Raw genomic sequence first — 20,994 nt, forward strand, 5'->3', positions numbered from 1 at the left:
CGGGCGGCCCGACTCCACGTCACCGCAACGTCATGTCCGGGGTGGCGGCGCGATGATTAACAATGGTCGGATGTTGGGAGTCATCGGCGGTAGCGGCTTTTACTCGTTCTTCGGTCCCGACGCCCGCGCGATAAACCTGGACACGCCCTACGGGCCGCCGAGCGCGGCGATCACCGTCGGCACCGTCGGCGATCACGAGGTGGCGTTCCTGCCGAGGCACGGCGCCAACCACGAGTTCTCGCCCCACACGGTGCCGTATCTCGCCAACATGTGGGCATTGCGCGCGCTCGGGGTGCGCCGCGTCTTCGGCCCGTGCGCGGTCGGCAGCCTCGACCCGCAACTGGGTCCCGGTGCCATGGTGGTGCCCGATCAGATCGTGGACCGCACCTCCGGCCGTCGCGACACGTACTTCGATTCCGGCGGTATCCACGTGGACTTCGCCGACCCGTACTGCCCGTCGCTGCGTGCCGCGGTGACCGGTCTGCCCGGCGTCGTCGACGGCGGCACCATGGTGGTCATCCAGGGGCCGCGGTTCTCGACGCGCGCGGAGAGCCGCTGGTTCGCCGGCCAGGGGTTCCGGCTGGTCAACATGACGGGCTACCCCGAGACCGTGCTGGCCAGGGAACTCGAAATGTGTTACGCGGCAATCGCATTGGTGACCGACCTGGACGCCGGCATCGAGACCGGCCAGGGTGTGCGGGCGGTGGACGTGTTCGCCGAGTTCCAGCGCAACCTGGTGGCGTTCAAGCAGCTCGTGCACGAGGCGATAGATCAGGTCGACGCCGAGCGCGCGTGCACCCACTGCCTGCCGCACGAGGGCGTCACCCTGCCGATCGAACTGCCATGAGGGTGCTGCTGACCGGCGCGGCGGGGTTCATCGGCACCCGGATCTTCGCGCGGTTGGCCGCCGGAGGCCACGACGTCGTCGCTGTCGACACGATGCTGTCTGCCGCCCACGGTGGGGACGCCGAGTTGCCCGCCGACGTGCACCGGGTCGACATCCGCGATGCCGCGGCGGTCGCCGACGTGCTCGACGGGGTCGACGTGGTCTGCCACCAGGCGGCCATGGTGGGTGCGGGCGTGAACGCCGCCGACAGCCCGGCCTACGCGTCGCACAATGATCTGGGCACCGCGGTGCTGCTGGCGGAGATGTTCGCCGCGGGATGTCAGCGGCTGGTGCTGGCGTCCTCGATGGTCGTCTACGGGCAGGGCCGGTACCGGTGTGAGGAGCACGGTGTGGTCGACCCGTCGCCACGGCAACGCGCGGACCTCGACGCCGGGGTCTTCGACCACTGCTGTCCGGTCGGTGGCGAGCAGCTCCGCTGGGAGCTGGTGGGCGAGGACGCGCCGCTGAAACCCCGCAGCCTGTACGCGGCCAGCAAGGTCGCCCAGGAGCACTACGCGCTGGCGTGGAGCGACGCCGCCGCGGGCACTGTCACCGCGCTGCGTTACCACAACGTCTACGGCCCCGGAATGCCGCGCGACACCCCCTACTCGGGGGTCGCCGCGATCTTCCGGTCTGCACTCGAATCCGGGGATGCGCCGAGGGTTTACGAGGACGGCGGGCAGATGCGCGACTTCGTCCACGTCGACGACGTCGCCGCGGCGAACGTGGCGGCAATCGAGGCGGAACCCGGCGGGCTCGACGCGTTCAGTGCCTTCAACGTGTGTTCGGGCAAGCCGGTGTCGATCCTCGACGTGGCCTCGGCGCTGTGCGAAGCCCGCGGTGGCCTGAAAAGCGCTGCGCCCGCGGTCACGGGTCAGTACCGCAGCGGCGACGTCCGCCACATCGTCGCGGACCCGGCGAAAGCCGCGCAGGTGCTGGGGTTCCGGGCGGTCGTCGACCCGGCCGACGGGCTGCGCGAGTTCGCCACCGCACCATTGCGGCACTAGGGGCGGGCGTCGCATCGCAGACTGTCATCGCGCTGACAGTCTGCAGTCGCGGACCGCCGATAACCGATTGAGTGGGTGCAACCGGCGCAGACACAGTGTCGAAACCTGCGTGTCGGCCGCTGTCGGAGGTGACACTGACAAGATGACCACGGCGAGCCCGCGCAGGGCCCTTGACCTAGTCTTCTCACCGACACCCCCACCGGCCAGGGCCGGCGGTATCGGCCTTGCGGTGCTGCGGATCGTGGCGGGGTTGTTGTGGTTGGCCCACGTGTGGTGGAAGGTGCCCCCTGACTTCGGCGAAAGCCGCCGCACCGGGCTCTGGTTCTGGACCCACCTGGCGGTCGACCATCCGGTGTTCCCCCCGTACAGCTGGCTGGTCGAACACCTCGTGCTGCCGAACTTCACGCCGTTCGGGTGGCTGGTCCTGGTGGTGGAGACACTCCTGCCCGTGTTGCTGCTGACCGGAACCGCGGTTCGGCTGGCTGCGTTGATCGGCATCGGCCAGTCGTTGGCGATCGGGTTGTCGGTGGCGCAGGCGCCCAACGAATGGCCCTGGGCGTACGCGATGATGCTCGGCATCCACCTGGTGCTGCTGCTCGCGCCGAGCGCGCAGTACGCCGCGGTGGACGCGGTCCGCGCCGCCCGCATCGGCGGAGACCCGGCGCCGGTGGCCAGGCGGTTACTCGGCGGATGGGGTGTGATCCTCGCGCTCATCGCGATCATCGCCGCAGTCAAGTCGCTCGGTGAGGAGTTCCTCGCGCCGCGCGGCCAGGGGGTCGGCTACCCGCCACTGCAGTTGTTCCTCGGCGATTACAACATGCTCGCCGCACTGGTGCTGCTCGGGGTCGCGGGTCTGATGCTCGCCGCGGCGATCACCCGCATCCCGGTGCTGGCTCTGATCGCGGCGGTCCTCGCTGCGCTCGCGGCGTTGTCCATCTACGTGCAACTCGGACGCACCGCCGTATGGATGGGTGGAAACCCAAGTACTGCAGCGGTTTTCGTGTGCGCTTCGGTAATCGCCGTCGGCGCGCGCCCTCTTCGCGTATCGTCTTGAGCCATGTATTCGACCGACGCGTTGAATCAGGTCACCACGGTCGCCGCGGCCAATGCCGATCACGTCGACGCCGAGGGTTCGTTTCCCTCGGCAACGGTCGATGCGTTGCGCGGCAGCGGGTTGCTGGGACTGGTCCTTCCCGAGGAGGTCGGCGGACTGGGCGCCCGCCCGACGGAGCTCGTCGATGTGGTGGGCGCGTTGGCGACCGCCTGCGGATCCACGGCGATGATCTATCTCATGCACACGGCCGCCGCCGTGTGCATCGCCGCCGCGCCACCCCCCGGTGCACCGGAGTTGTTGTCCCGCATGGCCTCTGGTGAGGCGTTGGGGACGTTGGCGTTCAGCGAGAAGGGGTCCCGTTCGCACTTCTGGGCGCCGGTGTCGACGGGCGCATTGTCCGACGACGGTGACTCGGTGAAGCTGCGGGCCGACAAGAGTTGGGTCACGTCGGCGGGTTACGCCGACGTGTACGTCGTGTCCGCAGGATCCACCTCGGGAGTCGCCGGCGAGGTCGACCTGTTTGCGGTACCCGAGTCCGTCGACGGCCTGTCCGTCGTCGCGCCGTTCACCGGAATGGGCCTGCGCGGTAACGCATCCTCGCCGATGGCGGTCGATACGACGCTGCCTGTCGGTTTGCGGCTTGGAGAACAGGCCGCCGGATTCGGAATGATGATGCAGACGGTGCTGCCGTGGTTCAACCTCGGCAACGCCGCTGTCTCGCTGGGACTCGCCGGCGCCGCCTACGCCGCCGCCGTCTCGCATGTCGGCGGTGCGCGGCTGGAACACCGCGACGAGGCGCTGTCGGCGCTGCCGACGATTCGCGCGCAGATCGCAAGAATGGGAACGACTCTCGCGGCGCAGCGCGCCTATCTGCACAGCGCCGCCGCCAGCGTCAGCGCACCGGGTCAGGAGACGCTCGACTTCGTTCTCGGGGTAAAGGCATCCGCCAACGACGCCGCTCTGGCCATCACCGAATCGGCCATGCGGGTGTGTGGCGGCGCCGCGTTCTCCAAGCACTTGCCCATCGAACGGGCCTTCCGGGACGCGAGGGCGGGCGCGGTGATGGCGCCGACCGCCGACGTGCTCTACGACTTCTACGGCAAGGTCGCCACCGGCCTTCCACTCTTCTGACGCGGGAGGACAAGATGAGCAACCCACTGATCGTCGGCGCCGTGGCCTACACCCCGAACGTCGTCCCGATCTGGGAGGGCATCCGCGAGTACTTCGACGATCCAGGCGCACCCGACACCGCCATGGACTTCGTCCTCTACTCGAACTACGGGCGGCTGGTGACCTCGTTGATCGCCGGGCACATCGACGTCGCGTGGAACACCAACCTGGCCTACGTACGGACGGTGATGCAGACGGACGGCCATTGTGTCGCCCTGGCACAGCGCGACACCGACGTGGGATTCACCACCGTCTTCGTCGCGCCGTCGGGCAGCGGGCTGTCCGGCCCGACGGCGATCGCCGGCAAGCGGCTTGCGCTCGGCTCGGCCGACTCCGCGCATGCGGCGATCCTGCCCCTGCACTATCTATTCCGCGCGGGTGTGCCGGCATCGGACATGCAGGTCATCCGGTTCGACACCGATATCGGTAAACACGGCGACACCGGCCGCAGCGAGTTCGACGCCATCGAGGCCGTGTTGGCCGGTGAGGCCGACGTCGCCGCGATCGGCAGCAGCACCTGGGAAGCGATGGGACGTGACGAGCTGATGCCCGGCACCCTCGAGGAGGTATGGCGGACCGACGGGTACTGCCACTGCATGTTCACCGCGCTCGACACCCTTCCGGCCGAGCGTTACACCCCATGGGTCGACAAGCTGCTGGCGATGGACTGGGAAAATCCCGAGCACCGCAGGATCCTCGAACTCGAAGGATTGCGGCGCTGGGTGAGGCCGCACCTGGACGGGTACAAGCCACTGTTCGCCGCGGTGGAGGAGCAGGGGGTCGACCCTCGGTGGTGATTCTCGACCTGATGAGGTTGATGGCCACACTGGCCGACGGTGCCGTCGGCGAGATCACCGTCGCGTCCGCCGCGGAACGAGAGCTCGCCGAAAAGTGGTGCGCACGAAGCGGTAACACCGTGGTGGACGCCAACCTGGACGGGTCGGGGATGGGCACACTGACGGTGCGGCGCGGCCGTCCGCCTGATCCGCTCCTGGTCCTCGGCCCCGAGCGGATGCCGGGCGCTCGGCTGTGGATGTACACCAATTTCCACTGCAACCTCGCGTGTGACTACTGCTGCGTGGAATCCTCACCGCAGACCCCGCGGCGCGAGCTCGGGGCCGACCGGATCGCCCGGCTGGCCGACGAGGCGGCGGCCTGGGGGGTGCGCGAGATCTTTCTCACCGGCGGCGAGCCGTTCCTGCTGCCCGATATCGGCACCATCGTCGCCAGCTGCGCCGCGTTGCTGCCGACCACCGTGCTGACCAACGGAATGGTGTTCCGGGGCAGGGGGTTACGCGAGCTCGAGGCCATTCCGCGGGACAATGTGGCGCTGCAGATCAGCCTCGATTCCGCGACGCCGCAGCTGCACGACTCGCATCGCGGACAGGGAAGCTGGGACAGGGCGGTGGCAGGAATCCGGCTGGCGCTCGGCCTGGGTTTTCGCGTGCGGGTGGCCGCCACGGTGGCCGCGCCGGCTCCCGGCGAGCTGGCTGCCTTCCACCGATTCCTCGACGAGCTCGGTATCGCGCCCGACGATCAGGTGGTGCGGCCGGTCGCCCACGAGGGCGTGGCATCCGAGGGCGTGATGATCACCCGCGAGTCGCTGGTGCCCGAGGTCACGGTCACCGCCGAAGGCGTTTACTGGCATCCGGTGGCGGCGACCGACGACGGCTCCTTGGTCACCCGCCGGATCGAGCCCCTCGCCCCTGCGCTGGACGAGATCTCCCGCGCCTTCGCCGAACTCTGGGCCCGCAAGGCCAGCGCCGCGCAACTGTTTCCGTGCGCCTGAGACCCTCTGCGGATTCTTGACCCTGTCTAGTAATACTGGCTGGATGAAGATCTGCGAGCAGTGCGGCCATGGTGGGTGCGGGCGTGAACGCCGCGGACAGCCCCGCCTACGCGTCGCACAACGAGCTGGGCACCGCGGACCCCGGCGTCGAGATCGGCGCGCCGCCGCGGTGCCGGTCTCACGAGACCGTGCTCGGGGCAGGCGTAGCGACCCCGCCCGTAGACCACCATCGAGGAGGTCAGCACCAGCCGCTGACAGCCCGCGGCGAACATCACGGCCGGCAGTCACCGGTCAGTACCGCAGCGGCGACGTCCGCCACATCGTCGCAGACCCGGCGAAAGCCGCGCAGCTGCTGGGTTTCCGGGCGGCCGTCGACCCGGCCGACGGGTTGCGCGGGTGCGCCACCGCACCGCTGCGGGCATAGTGGAGCACGGTCTGCCTCGCAGGGCGATCATCATCGCCGTTATCGTCACGCTGGTGGGGTCCGGACTGCTCGCGTTGCTGTGGTCGCAGCAGCGCCGCTTGATCTACTTCCCCTCGACGGGGCCGGTACCGCCGGCGTCGACGGTGCTTCCCGGGGCCCGCGATGTCGTCATCCACACCGCTGACGGCTTGGACCTTGCCGCCTGGTTCCTGCCGGGCGGTCCGGGACCGGCCGTGCTGGTGCTCAGCGGTAACGGCGGGGACCGCGAGATGCGAGCCCCGCTGGCTGCCGCGCTCCACGCTATGGGCCTGTCCGTGCTGCTGCTGGACTACCGCGGATACGGCGGCAATCCCGGGCAACCCACCGAAGTGGGTTTGGCCGCCGATGCTCGCGCCGCTCACGACTGGCTGGCCGGACAGCCACAGGTCGATCCGAAGCGCATCGGCTATTTCGGTGAGTCCCTGGGTGGCGCCGTCGCAGTGGGTCTGGCCGGCGAGCGGCCACCCGCGGCGCTGGTGCTCCGCTCACCGTTCACCTCACTGGCCGACGTCGCCGGTGTGCACTACCCGTGGCTGCCGGTGCGCCGACTCCTGCTTGACCGCTACCCGTCGATCGACCGCATCGGCGCGCTGTCCGCACCATTGCTGGTCATCGCCGGGGATACCGATGACATCGTGCCGCCGTCGCTGACCCGTCGTCTCTATGACGCTGCGCCCGAACCGAAGCGGTTCCTATCGATTCCGGGCGCCGGACACAACGACCGGGCGCTCCTCGACGGCCCCCGGATGTTGACCGCCGTCGAGGGTTTCCTGCAGCACACCCCGGTGCTCAATGCGACGGAGCGGTGAACATACTGGCTCACGTGACTTCCAACATCTGCGAGCAGTTCGGCATCGATTTTCCGCTCTTCGCGTTCAGCCACTGCCGCGATGTGGTGGCCGCGGTCACCAACGCCGGCGGCTTCGGTGTGCTGGGCGCGACCGCCTACACCCCCACCCAGCTCGATCAGGAGCTGTCCTGGATCGACGACGCGGTCGGCGGCAAGCCCTACGGCGTCGACCTGATCGTCCCGGCCAAGTTCGAGGGCAAAGGGGAGAAGCTCTCCACCGACGATCTGGCCCAGCGCATTCCGCAGGACTACCGCGACCTCGTCGACGAGTTGCTGACCGCCCACGGCATCGAACCCGAGCCGAAGCGCCGGCTGGGTAGCGCGCTTCTGTCCGGCAACACCGGCCACGAACTGCTCGACGTCGCGCTCACGCATCCGGTCAAGCTGATCGCCAACGCGCTGGGGGTGCCGCCGGACTACATGATGGAGGCCGGGCGTGAACACGGGGTGCGCGTGGCTGCCTTGGTCGGCGCCAAGGAGCACGCGGTCAAGCAGGTCGCCGCCGGGGTGGACCTGATCGTCGCCCAGGGCACCGAGGCCGGCGGGCATTGCGGCGAGGTCAGCACGCTGGTGGTGGTACCCGAGGTGCTGGCGGCCATCGAGGAGATGGGGGCCGCGACCCCGGTGCTGGCCGCGGGCGGGATCGTCACCGGTCGGCAGATGGCGGGCATGGTCGCGATGGGGGCCGCGGGGGCGTGGACCGGTTCGGTGTGGCTGACCACCGAGGAGGCCGAGACGGCGCCGCACACCGTCGCGAAGATGCTGGCCGCCACCTCCCGCGACACGGTGCGCTCGGCGGGCCGCACCGGCAAGCCGTCGCGTCAGCTGGTGTCGGACTGGACGGACGCCTGGACGCCCAACGCCGGTGGCCACCAGCCGTTGCCGTTGCCGCTGCAGTCGATGCTGTGCGAACCGGTGATCCGCCGGATCGACGTGCTGGCGTCGCAGGGCCATGAGGGTGCCCAGGCGCTGGCGACCTATTTCGTCGGGCAGGGCGTCGGCCTGATGAACAAGGTGAAGCCCGCACGCGAGGTGGTGCGCGAGTTCATCGAGGATTACCTGGCCGCCGCGGAGCGGCTGAACAACTCACTGCCCGGCTGACCTCCTCCGGCCGCGAAGGTGCATTCCTTGTAGCTCGCACAGCGAAATCGCGACAGGGAATGCACGTTCGCGACCAAGGCCACTAGTCGGTGGCCAGCGGCAGGCGCACCTCGAAGCGGGCGCCGGTCGGCAGGTTGTGCGCCGACAGCGTGCCGCGATGCGCCTGAACCAGCCCCGCCGCGATCGCCAGCCCCAGGCCCGATCCGCTGGGCAGTGACGAATCCGCCCGTGGCACACGGTTGTTCGAGCCGCGGTAGGCCACATCGAACACCCTCGGGAGGTCCGCTTCGTCGATCCCGACGCCGGTGTCGTCGACGCGCGCCCATGCGCTGTTCTCGTCGGCGCCGAGCGCCAACTCGACGCTGCCGCCCTCCGGGGTGTGCGCGATGGCGTTGGCCACCAGGTTCGACAGCACCCGCACCAGCGCGCGGTCACTGCCGACCACCCGCACCGGCTGGTCGGGCAGGTCGGCCGTGAGTTGCACCCCGGCGCGTTCGGCGGCGATCCGGTGCGCGGCGAGCACGTCGTCGACCACTTCGTCGAGGGCGACCTTGTCGAACGACGGGGTCAGCGCGCCCGCGTTGATCTTCGACATCTCGAACAGGTCGTCGACCATCTCGGACAGCCGGACGGACTCGTTCTCGATGTGTTTGGCGTGCACCCGCACCTCGTCGTCGGGAACGATGCCGTCGGCGATCGCCTCCGACACCGCGCGGATACCCGCCAGCGGGGTGCGCAGATCGTGGCTGACGAACGCGACCAGGCGCCGTCGCGACTGCTCGGCGACGCGCTCGGAGTCGCGGATCTCGGCTTCCCACACGGTGCGCCGCGCCTGGTAACGGCCCAGCATCACCGCCGCGGGGATCGTCACGATCGAGACGATGACCAGCACGACGGCGGTGCGCCCGAAGTCGCCGGTGATCATGAAGCCGGTGGCGCCGAGCACCCCGGTGAAGGTGGCCAGCACGGGGATCAGCACCAGGGCCACCATGCTGACGGCCAGTGACCAGGACCGGGCGAGCCTGATGATCAGGGCACCGGTCAGGACGACCGGCACCGAGCAGGCCAACGCCCAGCCGACGATCTCCCAGAAGTCAGCCGTCGGCATCCGCCCGCCCCGACGCCGCCCGGTCGGAGGCCCACATGTAGCCGCGACCCCACACGGTCTGCACCCGGTGCCGCTCGCCCAGCTTGGAGCGCAACCGCTTGACGTGGACAGTCACCGTGGACAGGTCGCCGAAATCCCAGTGCCACACCTGCCTCAGAAGGTCCTCCCTGGTGAACACGGTGTCGGTGTGGGTGAGGAAGAACAACAGCAGGTCGAACTCGCGGTTGGTGAGGCTGACCGGCCTGTCCCCGATGGTCACCGCGCGCGACGCGGTCGACACCGTCAGGTCGCCGGACCTGATGTCTATCGGCAGCACGCTCGAGGGTGCGGGGGAGCGGCGCAACACCGACCGCACCCGCAGCGCGAGTTCCCGCGGGCTGAACGGCTTGGTCAGGTAGTCGTCGGCGCCCGCCTCGAGCCCGGCGATGCGGTCCTCCTCCTCACCCAGCGCGGTCAGCAGGATCACCGGCACCGAATAGCCGCCGTTGTCGCCCCGGTGACGCAGGCTGCGGCACAACGACAACCCGTCCGGTCCGGGCATCATCACGTCGAGGACGGCCACGTCGATGCGCTGGGAACCGAGCAGCCGAAGCGCCTCGGTGCCGTCGTGCGCGATCGACACTTCGAGCCCGTCGCGTTCCAGGTAACGGCGCACGACGTCGCGGACGACGCCGTCGTCGTCGGCGATGAGGACTCGGGTCACCACACCGAGGTTAGCCCCACACCGTCGCCACCTGCGCCGACGTCATCGAATTGTCAGGCTTGGGGGTGGTTCGCCCTGGTGAGGTCGCCTAGCGTGAGTGGGTATGCCCGACTGTCCGGTCACGGTGATCTTGCCCTGCCTCGACGAAGCGGCCTCACTGCCAGGGGTGTTGGCGGCTCTGCCCGCCGGATACACGGCGCTGGTCGTCGACAACAACAGCACCGACGGCACCGCGGAGGTGGCGCGCCGCCACGGTGCCGAGGTGGTCGCCGAGAGCAGGCCGGGTTACGGCTCTGCGGTGCACGCCGGTGTGGTGGCGGCGACGACGCCCATCGTCGCGGTGCTCGACGCCGACGGTTCCCTGGATCCCGGGGTGCTGCCCGCGCTGGTCGACGACGTCGAACGAGGCACCGATATGGCGATCGGCCGACGGCGTCCGGTGCCCGGCCTGAGATGGCCCTGGCATGCCCGGCTGGGCACCGCGGCGGTGTGCTGGCGGCTCCGGACGCGGTATGGCCTGCAGGTCCACGACATCGCGCCGATGCGGGTGGCCCGCCGCGATGCGCTGCTGTCGCTCGGGGTGACCGATCGGCGCTCGGGCTATCCGCTGGAGCTGCTCGTGCGCGCCGCGCAGGCGGGCTGGTCGGTGACCGAACGCGATGTGGCTTACGGGCCCCGCACCGGAGGCACGTCCAAGGTCAGCGGCTCGGTCAAGGGCAGCGCCATCGCCGCGCTGGACTTCTGGCGGGTGATCTCGTGATACCCGTGTGCGTGCTGGTGGTCGCCAAGGCGCCGGTACCCGGCCTGGCCAAGACGCGCCTGGCCGCAGCGGTCGGCGACGACACCGCCGCCGAGATCGCGGCCGCGGCGCTGCTGGACACGCTCGACTCGGTCGCCGCCAGCCCGGTCGCGGCGCGCGTCGTCGCGTTGACCGGCGACCTCGACGCCGCCAAGTGCGCGGACGAGATACGTTCCCGCCTCGATGATTTCGTGGTGGTGCCGCAGCGGGGCGAGGGCTTCGCCGCGCGGCTGGCCAACGCCCACTCGGACGCCGCGGCCGCAACCGGCGGTTTGCCGGTGCTGCAGATCGGTATGGACACCCCGCAGGTGAGCCCTGAACTGATCGGTCGGTGCGCGCGGTCCCTCGCCGGCAGCGACGCCGTGCTCGGCATGGCGTGCGACGGTGGATGGTGGGTGCTCGGCGTCGCCGACGCCGCAACCGCCGACTGCCTGCGCGGTGTCCCGATGTCGGCACCCGACACCGGGGCTGTAACGCTTGCGGCGCTGCGGAACACGGGTGTCGACGTGGAACTCATGTGTGAGCTCGCCGATGTCGACACCCTTGATGATGTGGGCACGGTGCGCCGTGCCTGCCCGCCGGGTTCCCGGTTCAGCCGGCTCACCGCGACGGTGGGGTCCTGATGTTCGGCCAGTTGTACGACCGTGCGCTCGACGGCGAACGGTGCTGGGTCCGCCACGACGACGGACGGGTGCGCAAGCTCCCGGTGCGCAGCTGGCTCGGCGGGCGCGGTGCCGACGCCCGTTTCGACCGCGCCGTCGTCGACATGTGTGAGGGGCCGACGATCGATCTGGGTTGCGGCCCTGGGCGTCTGGTCGCGGATCTGGTGCAGCGCGGTGTCCCGGCGCTCGGTGTCGACCTGTCCGCCACAGCCGTGAACCTGGCCCGCAGCAGCGGGGCACCTGCCCTGCGCCGCGACATGTTCGAGCCCCTCCCTGGTACCGGTCGCTGGCAGACGGTGCTGCTGGCCGACGGCAACGTCGGGGTCGGTGGGGATCCGCGACGGGTGCTGCGCAGGGCAGCCGAGTTGCTGCGCGACGGTGGCCAGTGCGTGGTCGAATTCGACACGGCGATAGCGGGAATCGATGTCAGCTGGGTGCGGTTGGAATCGGCGCGGACGATCGGCCCGTGGTTCCGGTGGGCCTCGGTCGGGATCGACTGCGTTCCCGCGCTGGCCGCGCAGGTCGGGCTCGCCGTGGCCGGAGTGCACCCGATCGGCAGGCGGGTGGTCGCCAGCCTGTCCGCGACGTGACGACCTCGTTGCACGGCACCGCGTTGTGCTGCTGGCGATTCCGGTGTACAGCACGCCCGGTGCGCGTCCCGACAATCCCACCGTCCTCGTCGTGTGGATCTTTGTCCCGCTGTACAACCTGCTGGCCAGTCGGCTACCAGTTCGTCAGGATCAGGTGGTTCACGGCGAGGGCGCCGATGACGTTGAGCGCCAACCACCATCGATGTGAGCTGCGCGGAAGCAGCGCGGCCGCGGCCACCAGCCAGACGGTGAACGGCAGCCAGATGCGTTCGGTCTCGGCCTTGCTGAGCCGGGATAGGTCGGCGACGACGATCGCCAGCAGGGCGCCGAGCACCAGCAGGTACAGCCCGGAGCGCCGCCTGATCGCGGTGATGTCGAACGCACGGCCGATCCCCGCGACGCTGCCGAGCCCGATGGCGCACACCACCGATGCGAAATTGGCCCAGCCCCAATACTTGAACGGGCGGTCTTTGGCGATGCCCTGCCAATACCGTTCCTGCACCAGCAGGTATCCGTCGAACCACCAGAAGCCGGCAGCGAGGAACACCGCTGCCACCCCCAGCGCGGCGAGCACCGCGGGCGCCAGCGCACTCAGCGCCGCCCGCCAGGTCTTCGCGCTGAGCAGGACCGCCAGCGCAGGCAGGACCATCAGTGCCAGACCGTAGTTGACGAAGATGCCCCAGCCCAGCAGCAGCCCGGAGCCGGCGGCCGCCACCACCGGCCGGCGGGTGGACCCGGTGACCGCCAGCGCCAGCAGGGTGATGCCCCAGGCCGCGACGCCCGCGAAGTAGCCGTCGGCGGACACCGCGATCCAGACGGCGGTCGGTGCCACCGCCGCGAACGGCGCGGCCAGCCGGGCGGTGTCCTCGTCGGCGAGGGCGCGCACGGCGACGACGATCGCCGCCGCCACGCTCGAGCCTGCCAGCACGCACAGCAGGCCCGCCCAGGCGCCGCCGCTCAGCCCGATGCGATCCAGCCAGACGAAGGTCAGCAGCGCGCCGGGCGGATGCCCGGACACGTGGGTGATCCATGAATCCGGCTGGTAGTCAAGGATTCTGTCGGAGAAGGTGCGCAGCGCCTCGGGGATGTCGGTGACGGTCGGCACCTGGCGCAGGTATTCGTGGCGGGCGGTGAGCCTGCCGGCGAAGCCGCGCTGCCAGCCGTCGATCATGGCCAGGCTGAACGCCCACGCGAACGAGGCGGCCCATACCGTCCAGGGCAGCCACCGCCACGGCAGGCGCTGCGCCACCGACGGGCCCCACAGCACCGCGGCGGCGGCGATCGCGACCGCCGGGACGGTGCCGGGGCCGACGTGGGCGTTGAACCAGCCGAAGATCGGTGCGGTGCCTGCGAAGGTGCGGAACCGCTTTTCGTCGGCGTTGATCAGCGGGGTGACGATGCCGAGATCGAGGTGCGGGACGGCGAATGCGGCGACGACGAGGACCACGGCGGCGCTGACCGCGACCGCCTCTCTGCGACCGATGGGCACGCAGCCAGCATATTGTGGTTCCGAGCGCTAGCCGGTGCCCGCCCCGAACGATTCGGTGACAGACCCGCTCAGTACAGCATCGAGCGCATGTTCTCCTCGGCGAAGTACTTCTCCAACTCCTCGAGGCTCATGTCCGCAAAGATCGACTTGGCCAGTTGCGCGACGCTGGGCACCGCGCCCGGATCCCAGCTCTCGGGTTTCCAGGCATCCGAGCGCAGAAAAGCCTTGGCGCAGTGGAAGAACACCTCCTCGACGTCGATCTCCAGCGCCAGGATGGGCCGCTTGCCCTGCACCGCCATCGCGTCGAAGTAGTCGGCGTCGGCGATGATCCGGGCGGTCCCGTTCATCCGCAGCGTGTCGCCGCGTCCGGGGATCACGAACAGCGTCCCGACATGCGGGCGTTCCAGCACGTTGAGGTAGCCGTCCACCCGCTTGTTGCCGGGCCGTTCGGGGATTGCGACCGTGGTCTCGTCGATGACGTGCACGAACCCTGCGGGGTCACCCTTCGGGGAGACGTCGACGCGGCCGCGGGCGTCCGTCGTCGCCACGAAGGCCAGCGGTGAATGGGCCAGCCAGTGCTGGTGCACCGCGGACAGCCGGTCACCGACCTTGTTGGCGACGGCCTCGTTCGGATACCCGACGATCGCACGGAGTTCGTCGACAGAGGTCACTTCTCGGGTCATGCCCTCATCATGCAGCAGCTGCTCACGACGTCGAGGCGTACACCCGTGCGAGCTCACGGCGGTCCACCTTGCCGATACCTCGTCGCGGCAGCGCGTCGACGAGGTGCAGCTGGCGCGGCGCCGCGGTCGAGGGCAACGAGCCGGCCACGTGAGAACGCAGCTCCGACAGGGTGATCGTCGCGCCCGGCGCCGCAACCACCGCGGCCACCACGCGCTGGCCCAGCCGCTCGTCGGCGACGCCGAACACCGCGCATTCGGCCACCGCCGGGTGGCTCGCCACAGCGGCCTCGACCAGTGCGGGTAGCACGGTGAGCCCGCCGGTGCTGATCGCATCGTCCACCCGTCCCAGGACCGTCAGCACCCCTGAGTCATCCACCGCGCCAATGTCATCGGTGCGGAACCAGCCGCTCTCGGCGAACGGGTCGGGGGTCACCGGGTTGCGGTAGCCGGAGGCGATGGTCGGGCCGCCCAGTGAGATCCTGCCGTCGTCGGCCACTGACACCCCGACCCCGCCCAGCGGCACCCCGTCGTACACGCAGCCACCGGCCGTCTCGCTCATGCCGTACGTTCTGACCGCTGAAATCCCTGCTGCAGAGGCTTTTTCGGCGACAGCCGCAGGCATCGGGCCGCCGCCGATGAGGACCGCATCCAGTTCTGCCAGCGCCTCGGCCGCGCCCGGATCCTTCAGCGCCTTGTCCAGCTGGGCCGCCACCAGGGACGCATACCTGCGTCCCGGCCCCAACGCGGCGACCGCGGACACCAGCTCGGCACCGTCGAAGGTGGCCGGGATCGCGACCGGGTCGGTGCCGGCGACGACACTGCGCACCAGCACCTGGAACCCGGCGACATGGTAGGCGGGCAACGCGAGCAGCCAACGGCCGTCGCCGCCGAGCCGATGATGCGTCGCCTGCGCACTCGCCACCAGCGCCGAGACGGTCAGCAACGCCCCCTTCGGTGTACCGGTGGTTCCCGAGGTGGACAGCACGACGGCGACGTCGTCGTCGATCTCCTCGCCCGCACGCAGTGCCGTTGTCAGCAGCGAGGTCTGGTCGGCGTCGTCGGCGGGTACCGGCAGCACAGTCCCACGGCCGTCGAGGACCTCGTCGACCACGGTCAGCGCCTGCAGTGCCGCGGCGCCCGACCGGATGCCGACCGGACGAAGGATGGCTATGGCGGTCCTCCTGGTCGGACCTTCTGGTGTCGGAACCTGTGGCGCGATCCGCGCCGTGATGCTCGGCTCGATTGTAGTCCGGCGCGGATGTCGGGCCGACGCGAGACCCACGCAGGACCAACACTTCCCGACTCGTTCTTGAACACCAGATGAAGACCTCGGGCGGGCTGGGCAGGGGCGACCGCAGCCCCGCAGAATCGAACCATGAGTCAGCGCGTCGTCGACAACGTCGTCTCCTGGGTGCACGAGGGCTACCCGCACGGCGTCCCGCAGCTGGATTACTTTCCGCTGCTCGCGTTGCTGGCGCGGTCGTTGTCCGAAGACGAGGTCGTCAAGGTCGCCCAGAGCGTGCTGCGGAGCACCGGTTCGGGCACGGCGGCGCGGGCGGAGATCCATGCGGCGATCCACGTGGTCACCGCTCAGGAACCCGACCCTGAGGAGATCCTCCGGGTCGCCTCGCGCCTCGCGTCGGTCGGCTGGCCGTTGGCGGCGCCTGCGCGCTGACCGCGGTCTCAGTCGCGCAGGTCGCGGCGCAGCGGGTGATCCTCGGGTACCTGCACGAAGATCAGCGTCACACCGTCGGGGTCGACGACGTGCATCTCGAAAAGCCCCCACGGCTCGCGGCGCGCTTCGCGGGCGATCTCCACGCCACGCTCCCGAAGCTCGTTCTGTGTCGCGTGCAGGTCTCGCACCTGAAGCCACAGCGCGCCGGGAAACGGCGGGGCGCCGTGGTCGGGGGCGCCGTGGCCTGCGAGTTCGATCAACGACTGGCCGGCGTAGAACACGGTGCCGCCGGCATACTCCCGCGCGATCGCCAGGCCGATGCCGTCACGGTAGAACGCCAGTGACCGTGAGTAGTCGGCCGGCTGAAACAGCATCCGGCTAGCCAGGATCTCCATGGAATCGTGTCTATCACGTCGGCCGCGAGTTCAGCCGATCCGCCTGCCGGTGGCTGCCCAGTACGGGTCACGCAGCGCGCGCTTGAGCACCTTGCCGCTCGGGGTGCGCGGCAGCGCCGCGACAAAGTCCACGATCTTGGGCAGCTTGAAGCCGGCGAGCCGCTGCCGCGCGAACCCGATCAGATCGTCCTCCGACAGCGGGGCGGCGGCCACCACGACTGCCTTGACCGCCTCGCCCCAGCGCTCGTCGGGTACGCCGATGACGGCGACGTCCGCGACGCCGGGGTGCGTCATCAGGACGTTCTCCACCTCAACGGGGTACACGTTCTCGCCGCCGGAGACGATCATGTCCTTGATCCGGTCCTGCAGGTACACGTAACCGTCGGCGTCGACGTATCCCGCGTCGCCGGTCTTGAGCCATCCGTCGGAGGTCAGCGTCGTCGCCGTCGCGCCGGGGTCGTTCCAGTAGCCGATCATGTTCTGGCCGGACCGGGTCCACACCTCGCCGACCGTGCCCGCCGGGGCGTCGGCACCGTCGTGTCCGACGATCCGGACCTGCACCCAGGGGTACGGCTTGCCGCACGAGCGCAGCAGGTGCGGAACGTGGTTGTCGCCGTCGAGCTGGGTGATCGATCCGGTGGTCTCGGTCATGCCGTACACCTGCGCGAACACGCCGCCGAACCGCTTCATCCCGCGGCCGAGGACGTCGTCGCTGATCGGCGAGGCGCCGTAGACGACGATCCGGAGATGGGAGAAGTCGCATGTCTCGACGCCGGATGTGTCGAGCAGGAACGCGATGACGGCGGGCACCAGCAGCAGGTTGGTGACGCGGTGGGTGGCGATCGCGTCGAGGATCGCCGCGGGGTCGACGTCGCGCAGCACGACGGTGGTGGCGCCCTCCCACAGGCCGGCGAACGCCCAGCCGGAGCCGGCCATGTGGAACAGCGGCATGACGGCCAGGCTCACCGCGTCGGCGCTGAACCGCCACGGCCCGGCCGCGACCCCGGCGGTCTTGCACCGGTAGTTGGTGTTGCTCAGCATGACGCCCTTGGGCAGCCCGACGGTCCCCGAGGTGTACATCAGGAACACCGGGTCGTCCGGCCCGCTCGTCACTCCGGGGTCGACGGGCGGGTGGGCGGCGATCCAGTCGTCGAAGTCGGGCCAGCGTTCGTGCGCGCCGATCGCGATCACCTCGGCGTCGGTCTCGTCCTCGATGGCCTCGATGTGACCGAAGAACTCCTCGCCGACGACGATCGCGGCGGCCGCGCAATCCTCGACGATGTGCCGGATCTCCGGCGCGGTAAGGCGCCAGTTGACGGGCACCCCGACGGCGCCCAGCTTGGCCAGGCCGAAGACGACGTCGAAGAACTCGGAGCCGTTGCGCTCGACGAATGCCACCCGGTCGCCGAACCCGATGCCCGCCCGCGCGAACGCCTGCGCCGCCCGGCTGGAGCGTGCGTCGAGCTCGCCGAACGTGATGGTGCGGTCACCGACGACCAGGGCGGGCGTGTCGGGCCGGTCCCGGCCGTGCACCCGGACGATATCGGCGATGGTGTGGATCATCAGTCTCGCGGCTGCATGCGTTGACGTTTCATGATTGTGTCGACCGCGGCGGGGGCGATGCTGTTGATCGCGTGGGCGGTGACGGCGATGCGTGGCGCGATGCTCACGGGGCGGTGCCGGGCGGCGGTGACGATCCAGCCCGCGGCCTCGTCCGCCGACAGCCCGGGCAGGCCGTCGTAGGCGCGGGTCGGGGCGATCATCGGGGTCTTCACCAGCGGGTAGTACAGCGTCGTCGAGTGCACGCCCCTGCCGCTCCACTCGGTTTCGATGATGCGGCTGACCGACGACAGCGCCGCCTTCGACGCGTTGTACACGCCGAACAGCGGCGGCGACTCCGTCTTCACACCCCACGTGGACACGTTGATGATGTGGCCGTCCCTGCGTTCGAGCATGCCGGGGGCGAGACCACGGATGAGGCGCAGCGGTCCGTAGTAGTTCAGCGTCATGGTGCGTTCGACGTCGTGCCAGCGGTCCAGTGATTCCTCGAGCGGGCGCCGGATGGACCGGCCTGCGTTGTTGACCAGGATGTCGATGCCCCCGAGATCGGCCTCGACGGTGGCGACGAGCTCGTCGACCGCATCGAGGTCGGACAGGTCGCAGGCGTACGCGCGGGCTCGGGGGCCGGCGGGGCCACCGGTCTCGGCGATGCGGGCGACGACGGCGTCGAGCAGGTCCTGACGACGGGCGACCACCGCCACGGTGGCGCCGCGGCGGGCGAGCTTCTCCGCGGCCGCCTCGCCGATACCCGAGGAGGCGCCGGTGAGCAGGACGCGCTTGCCCTTCAGGTCGACGATGTCGCGGTTCGTGCCGTACTGCAGCAGCGCGGGGAGGAGCGGAGGACGCATGCTCGTCAGCACGACCTGATCGGCCAGCCGCCGCAGCGGGTTCCTGCTAGTCACGCCGAAACTGTATTCCACGCGGGCCGCTCTCGAATTTCGGCGCGTGGAATACAGTTTCGCCGACGTTGGTCAGGCGGTGAGCAGCTTCTCGCTCAGCGTCCAGAGGCGTTGCGCCGCGTCCGGATCCACGGCATACGGCGTGACGCCGACGGTGGTGCGCAGCGGACCCGATCCCATGTCGACCGTCACGGGCGTCGCACCCACCTCCAACGGCGCGATGTCGTTGTTCTGCAGGTACACCCCGCCGATCTCGGCCAGCAGCGGACTCGTCGCGGCGAACACGGTCGTCGAGGCGCCCTGCTCGGGGGTCTTCATGTCGTTGTCCGGGTCGATGACCGGCTGCCCGTCCTCGCCGACCAGACCCATGGTGCGCCAGTCCTCGAGCGTCAGCCACGGCGCCAGGTTGGTGGTCACGATCCCGCCGGGGTGCAGCGAGTAGCCGCGGATACCGTCGCCGGACCACAGCCGGTCGAGCTCGACGGCGAACAGCACGTTGGCGGTCTTCGACTGCCCGTAGGCCACCATGGGGTCGTATTCACTCTCGAAATGCGGATCATCCCAACGGATGTCGGACAGGTGATGACCCCAGGACGACACTTCGACCACCCGCGCGCCGCCGGCCGCGCGCAGCACGGGCAGCAACTCGTTGGTCAGCTGGAAGTGGCCGAGGTGGTTGGTCGCGAACTGTGCTTCATACCCGCGTGCGTCGCGGACGAGCTCGCCGCCCATGATCGCGGCGTTGTTGATCAGGATGTGCAGCGGGCGCCCGGAGTCGCGATACCGCTGCGCGAACGCCTCGACCGAGGTGGGGTCGACGAGGTCGAGGCGGTCGACCTCGACCCGGTCGAGATCTGCGAGCGCGGCCGCCGCCGTCGCGGGATTACGGCTGGCCACCACGACGTTGGCACCGGCGTGGGCCAAGGCGCGGGTGGTCTCGAGGCCGAGGCCGACATGGCCTGCCGTGACGACGACGTTGCGCCCGGTGAGGTCGATGCCGTCGACGACCTCGGCGGCTGTGGAGGCGGCGGCGAAGCCGAATCCGAGGGGTTGTTGTTTGTTGGTCATGACACCACTGTGCGCGCGAAGGAGTGGACGTTGAATGGTTGAAAGTCCGGAAATTCTGCGCGATAGTCCAGAGATGGTGCGCGATCAGCTGTCGGACGTCTTCGACCTCATCGACGTCCGTGGCCTGGTCTCCGGCGGGTTCTCGGTGCGCGGCGACTGGATCGGCCGCTTCGACATCCACCACCCGCTCAAGATGGTCGCGGTGGTCTGTGGGCACGTTCGGTTGACCACCGACGGCGTACCCGCTCCCATCGACCTTGCTCCCGGCGACGTCGCGATCCTCAACCGCCGAACCCAGGTGGTGCTCGAGGGCGGTCCGGGTCTCGGGCCCGCCACCGAACTCACCATCGGCGAACCCGACACCTTCGTGCGGGTCGACGACGCCGACTGCGGTGACGCCGACGTGACCATCGGTGGCCACATCGACGTCAACCCGATCGGCCGGGCGCTGCTGATGCAGGCGTTACCGCCCGTCGGATACGTGCGGGCCTCGGCCGCCGAGGCGACCAACCTGCACGCGATCCTCAACCGCCTACTCGACGAGGTGACCGGCGATCGCGTGGGCGCGGCGTTCGCGGTCCGGCAGCAGGGCCAGCTGTTGCTCCTCGAGGTGCTGCGCGCCTACATCGCGCAAAACGACGAACTCCCGCCCGGGTGGCTGCGGTTGCTGACCGACGACAGGCTCCGGCCGGCGGTCTCGCTGATGCACGACCAGCCCGGGAAGCCTTGGCGCCTCGAGGAACTCGCCCGGGCCGCGGCGATGTCGCGCACGTCGTTCGCCGAGCGGTTCCGCGCCGTCGCGGGCGTGCCGCCGCTGACGTACCTGAACAACTGGCGGATGCAGCTGGCCAGGCACGCGTTGCGCGACGACGACGCCCGCGTTGGACCGCTCGCGTTCCGGCTCGGCTACACGTCGGAGAGCGCGTTCAGCAATGCCTTCAAACGCGAGGTGGGGATGTCTCCGCTGCGCTACCGCGCCAGCGTCCAGAACGTGTGATGTCGGTGTAGTTGGTCATGCTGAGGCTGACCAACTACACCGAAAT

The 20,994-nt window shown here is 69.7% G+C and carries 22 protein-coding genes and 2 pseudogenes; 14 read left to right on the plus strand and 10 right to left on the minus strand.

Annotation, left to right across the window (positions count from 1 at the left end):
• Positions 1-70: 70 nt before the first annotated feature.
• The 6 genes from H7I57_RS09500 (at position 71) to H7I57_RS09525 (ending at position 5,906) form a co-directional block, all read left to right on the plus strand.
• On the plus strand, positions 71-847 hold the full coding sequence (locus tag H7I57_RS09500) for an S-methyl-5'-thioadenosine phosphorylase (RefSeq protein WP_264023184.1): 777 nt from the start codon (positions 71-73) through the stop codon (positions 845-847).
• Positions 844-1,893 (plus strand): NAD-dependent epimerase/dehydratase family protein, encoded by a 1,050-nt coding sequence (locus H7I57_RS09505; RefSeq protein ID WP_264023185.1) that lies wholly within the window; start codon positions 844-846, stop codon positions 1,891-1,893. Before H7I57_RS09500 ends, H7I57_RS09505 begins: the two co-directional genes overlap by 4 nt.
• A gap of 142 nt (positions 1,894-2,035) precedes the next feature.
• Positions 2,036-2,947, plus strand: coding sequence for an Rv1678 family membrane protein (locus H7I57_RS09510; RefSeq protein ID WP_264023186.1), 912 nt, complete (start codon positions 2,036-2,038; stop codon positions 2,945-2,947).
• 3 nt (positions 2,948-2,950) lie between these two features.
• Positions 2,951-4,078, plus strand: coding sequence for an Rv1679 family acyl-CoA dehydrogenase (gene fadE16, locus H7I57_RS09515; protein WP_264023187.1), 1,128 nt, complete (start codon positions 2,951-2,953; stop codon positions 4,076-4,078).
• 14 nt (positions 4,079-4,092) lie between these two features.
• Positions 4,093-4,914: an Rv1680 family SBP-like protein gene (locus H7I57_RS09520; RefSeq protein ID WP_264023188.1), complete on the plus strand. Its 822-nt coding sequence runs from the start codon at positions 4,093-4,095 to the stop codon at positions 4,912-4,914.
• Positions 4,908-5,906 carry an Rv1681 family radical SAM protein gene (locus tag H7I57_RS09525; protein ID WP_264023189.1) on the plus strand — a complete coding sequence of 333 codons (999 nt, stop codon included), beginning with the start codon at positions 4,908-4,910 and terminating at the stop codon, positions 5,904-5,906. The genes H7I57_RS09520 and H7I57_RS09525 overlap by 7 nt, the downstream gene beginning before the upstream one ends.
• A 137-nt stretch (positions 5,907-6,043) precedes the next feature.
• Here H7I57_RS09525 and H7I57_RS09530 read toward each other — a convergent pair.
• Positions 6,044-6,190: pseudogene (locus H7I57_RS09530) on the minus strand (NAD-dependent epimerase/dehydratase family protein); the annotation flags it as partial.
• Here H7I57_RS09530 and H7I57_RS09535 point away from each other — a divergent pair.
• The 3 genes and pseudogenes from H7I57_RS09535 to H7I57_RS09545 form a co-directional block, all read left to right on the plus strand.
• Positions 6,184-6,330: pseudogene (locus H7I57_RS09535) on the plus strand (NAD-dependent epimerase/dehydratase family protein); the annotation flags it as partial. The pseudogenes H7I57_RS09530 and H7I57_RS09535 sit on opposite strands and share 7 nt — an antisense overlap.
• A gap of 32 nt (positions 6,331-6,362) precedes the next feature.
• Positions 6,363-7,178, plus strand: a complete 816-nt coding sequence (locus H7I57_RS09540; RefSeq protein ID WP_372510166.1) for an alpha/beta hydrolase — start codon at positions 6,363-6,365, stop codon at positions 7,176-7,178.
• Between the two features lie 14 nt (positions 7,179-7,192).
• On the plus strand, positions 7,193-8,320 hold the full coding sequence (locus H7I57_RS09545) for an NAD(P)H-dependent flavin oxidoreductase (protein ID WP_264023190.1): 1,128 nt from the start codon (positions 7,193-7,195) through the stop codon (positions 8,318-8,320).
• An 82-nt stretch (positions 8,321-8,402) separates the two neighbouring features.
• Here H7I57_RS09545 and H7I57_RS09550 read toward each other — a convergent pair whose 3' ends face one another.
• The gene (locus tag H7I57_RS09550) at positions 8,403-9,428 is read right to left on the minus strand and encodes a sensor histidine kinase (RefSeq protein WP_264023191.1); all 1,026 of its coding nucleotides are present in this window, start codon (positions 9,426-9,428) and stop codon (positions 8,403-8,405) included.
• A complete protein-coding gene (locus H7I57_RS09555) occupies positions 9,415-10,131 on the minus strand; it encodes a response regulator transcription factor (RefSeq protein ID WP_264023192.1) in 717 nt (238 codons plus the stop codon). The genes H7I57_RS09550 and H7I57_RS09555 overlap by 14 nt, the downstream gene beginning before the upstream one ends.
• Positions 10,132-10,234: 103 nt before the next feature.
• Between H7I57_RS09555 and H7I57_RS09560 the strand changes: the two genes are divergently transcribed.
• The 3 genes from H7I57_RS09560 to H7I57_RS09570 are packed head-to-tail and all read left to right on the plus strand — an operon-like array spanning position 10,235 to position 12,182.
• Complete coding sequence (locus H7I57_RS09560) at positions 10,235-10,891, plus strand: glycosyltransferase family 2 protein (RefSeq protein WP_264023193.1); 657 nt, start codon at positions 10,235-10,237, stop codon at positions 10,889-10,891.
• Positions 10,888-11,553: a TIGR04282 family arsenosugar biosynthesis glycosyltransferase gene (locus tag H7I57_RS09565; protein WP_264023194.1), complete on the plus strand. Its 666-nt coding sequence runs from the start codon at positions 10,888-10,890 to the stop codon at positions 11,551-11,553. Before H7I57_RS09560 ends, H7I57_RS09565 begins: the two co-directional genes overlap by 4 nt.
• Complete coding sequence (locus tag H7I57_RS09570) at positions 11,553-12,182, plus strand: methyltransferase domain-containing protein (RefSeq protein ID WP_264023195.1); 630 nt, start codon at positions 11,553-11,555, stop codon at positions 12,180-12,182. The genes H7I57_RS09565 and H7I57_RS09570 overlap by 1 nt, the downstream gene beginning before the upstream one ends.
• Before the next feature lie 133 nt (positions 12,183-12,315).
• Here the strand turns inward: H7I57_RS09570 and H7I57_RS09575 are convergent, their stop codons facing one another.
• The 3 genes from H7I57_RS09575 to menE all read right to left on the minus strand — a co-directional run bounded on the left by H7I57_RS09575 (position 12,316) and on the right by menE (position 15,465).
• A complete protein-coding gene (locus H7I57_RS09575; RefSeq protein ID WP_264023196.1) occupies positions 12,316-13,671 on the minus strand; it encodes a hypothetical protein in 1,356 nt (451 codons plus the stop codon).
• 68 nt (positions 13,672-13,739) lie between these two features.
• On the minus strand, positions 13,740-14,354 hold the full coding sequence (locus H7I57_RS09580; RefSeq protein ID WP_264023197.1) for a pyridoxamine 5'-phosphate oxidase family protein: 615 nt from the start codon (positions 14,352-14,354) through the stop codon (positions 13,740-13,742).
• Between the two features lie 22 nt (positions 14,355-14,376).
• Complete coding sequence (menE, locus tag H7I57_RS09585) at positions 14,377-15,465, minus strand: o-succinylbenzoate--CoA ligase (protein ID WP_264023231.1); 1,089 nt, start codon at positions 15,463-15,465, stop codon at positions 14,377-14,379.
• Positions 15,466-15,729: 264 nt separating this feature from the next.
• Between menE and H7I57_RS09590 the strand changes: the two genes are divergently transcribed.
• Positions 15,730-16,029 (plus strand): DUF3349 domain-containing protein, encoded by a 300-nt coding sequence (locus H7I57_RS09590; protein ID WP_264023198.1) that lies wholly within the window; start codon positions 15,730-15,732, stop codon positions 16,027-16,029.
• Between the two features lie 8 nt (positions 16,030-16,037).
• Here the strand turns inward: H7I57_RS09590 and H7I57_RS09595 are convergent, their stop codons facing one another.
• The 4 genes from H7I57_RS09595 to H7I57_RS09610 all read right to left on the minus strand — a co-directional run bounded on the left by H7I57_RS09595 (position 16,038) and on the right by H7I57_RS09610 (position 19,951).
• Positions 16,038-16,424: a VOC family protein gene (locus H7I57_RS09595; protein WP_264023199.1), complete on the minus strand. Its 387-nt coding sequence runs from the start codon at positions 16,422-16,424 to the stop codon at positions 16,038-16,040.
• A gap of 30 nt (positions 16,425-16,454) precedes the next feature.
• Positions 16,455-17,987 (minus strand): long-chain-fatty-acid--CoA ligase, encoded by a 1,533-nt coding sequence (locus H7I57_RS09600; RefSeq protein WP_264023200.1) that lies wholly within the window; start codon positions 17,985-17,987, stop codon positions 16,455-16,457.
• Positions 17,987-18,886, minus strand: a complete 900-nt coding sequence (locus H7I57_RS09605; RefSeq protein ID WP_264023201.1) for an SDR family oxidoreductase — start codon at positions 18,884-18,886, stop codon at positions 17,987-17,989. Before H7I57_RS09605 ends, H7I57_RS09600 begins: the two co-directional genes overlap by 1 nt.
• A 69-nt stretch (positions 18,887-18,955) precedes the next feature.
• Positions 18,956-19,951 carry an SDR family NAD(P)-dependent oxidoreductase gene (locus H7I57_RS09610; RefSeq protein WP_264023202.1) on the minus strand — a complete coding sequence of 332 codons (996 nt, stop codon included), beginning with the start codon at positions 19,949-19,951 and terminating at the stop codon, positions 18,956-18,958.
• A 73-nt stretch (positions 19,952-20,024) separates the two neighbouring features.
• Between H7I57_RS09610 and H7I57_RS09615 the strand changes: the two genes are divergently transcribed.
• Positions 20,025-20,948 carry an AraC family transcriptional regulator gene (locus H7I57_RS09615; protein WP_264023203.1) on the plus strand — a complete coding sequence of 308 codons (924 nt, stop codon included), beginning with the start codon at positions 20,025-20,027 and terminating at the stop codon, positions 20,946-20,948.
• The last annotated feature ends 46 nt before the right edge of the window (positions 20,949-20,994 follow it).

Origin of the sequence: Mycolicibacterium pyrenivorans (assembly GCF_025821625.1) — a bacterium.
GTDB lineage: Bacteria > Actinomycetota > Actinomycetes > Mycobacteriales > Mycobacteriaceae > Mycobacterium > Mycobacterium pyrenivorans.

Bases quoted from the DNA above. Each gene is read 5' to 3' on its own strand.
- H7I57_RS09510 (WP_264023186.1), top strand. From the start codon at position 2,036: ATGACCACGGCGAGCCCGCGCAGGGCCCTTGACCTAGTCTTCTCACCG.
- H7I57_RS09580 (WP_264023197.1), bottom strand. From the start codon at position 14,354: ATGACCCGAGAAGTGACCTCTGTCGACGAACTCCGTGCGATCGTCGGG.
- H7I57_RS09590 (WP_264023198.1), top strand. From the start codon at position 15,730: ATGAGTCAGCGCGTCGTCGACAACGTCGTCTCCTGGGTGCACGAGGGC.
- H7I57_RS09550 (WP_264023191.1), bottom strand. From the start codon at position 9,428: ATGCCGACGGCTGACTTCTGGGAGATCGTCGGCTGGGCGTTGGCCTGC.
- H7I57_RS09570 (WP_264023195.1), top strand. From the start codon at position 11,553: ATGTTCGGCCAGTTGTACGACCGTGCGCTCGACGGCGAACGGTGCTGG.
- H7I57_RS09615 (WP_264023203.1), top strand. From the start codon at position 20,025: ATGGTGCGCGATCAGCTGTCGGACGTCTTCGACCTCATCGACGTCCGT.
- H7I57_RS09595 (WP_264023199.1), bottom strand. From the start codon at position 16,424: ATGGAGATCCTGGCTAGCCGGATGCTGTTTCAGCCGGCCGACTACTCA.
- H7I57_RS09505 (WP_264023185.1), top strand. From the start codon at position 844: ATGAGGGTGCTGCTGACCGGCGCGGCGGGGTTCATCGGCACCCGGATC.
- fadE16 (WP_264023187.1), top strand. From the start codon at position 2,951: ATGTATTCGACCGACGCGTTGAATCAGGTCACCACGGTCGCCGCGGCC.
- H7I57_RS09610 (WP_264023202.1), bottom strand. From the start codon at position 19,951: ATGACCAACAAACAACAACCCCTCGGATTCGGCTTCGCCGCCGCCTCC.
- H7I57_RS09520 (WP_264023188.1), top strand. From the start codon at position 4,093: ATGAGCAACCCACTGATCGTCGGCGCCGTGGCCTACACCCCGAACGTC.
- H7I57_RS09560 (WP_264023193.1), top strand. From the start codon at position 10,235: ATGCCCGACTGTCCGGTCACGGTGATCTTGCCCTGCCTCGACGAAGCG.
- H7I57_RS09500 (WP_264023184.1), top strand. From the start codon at position 71: ATGTTGGGAGTCATCGGCGGTAGCGGCTTTTACTCGTTCTTCGGTCCC.
- H7I57_RS09600 (WP_264023200.1), bottom strand. From the start codon at position 17,987: ATGATCCACACCATCGCCGATATCGTCCGGGTGCACGGCCGGGACCGG.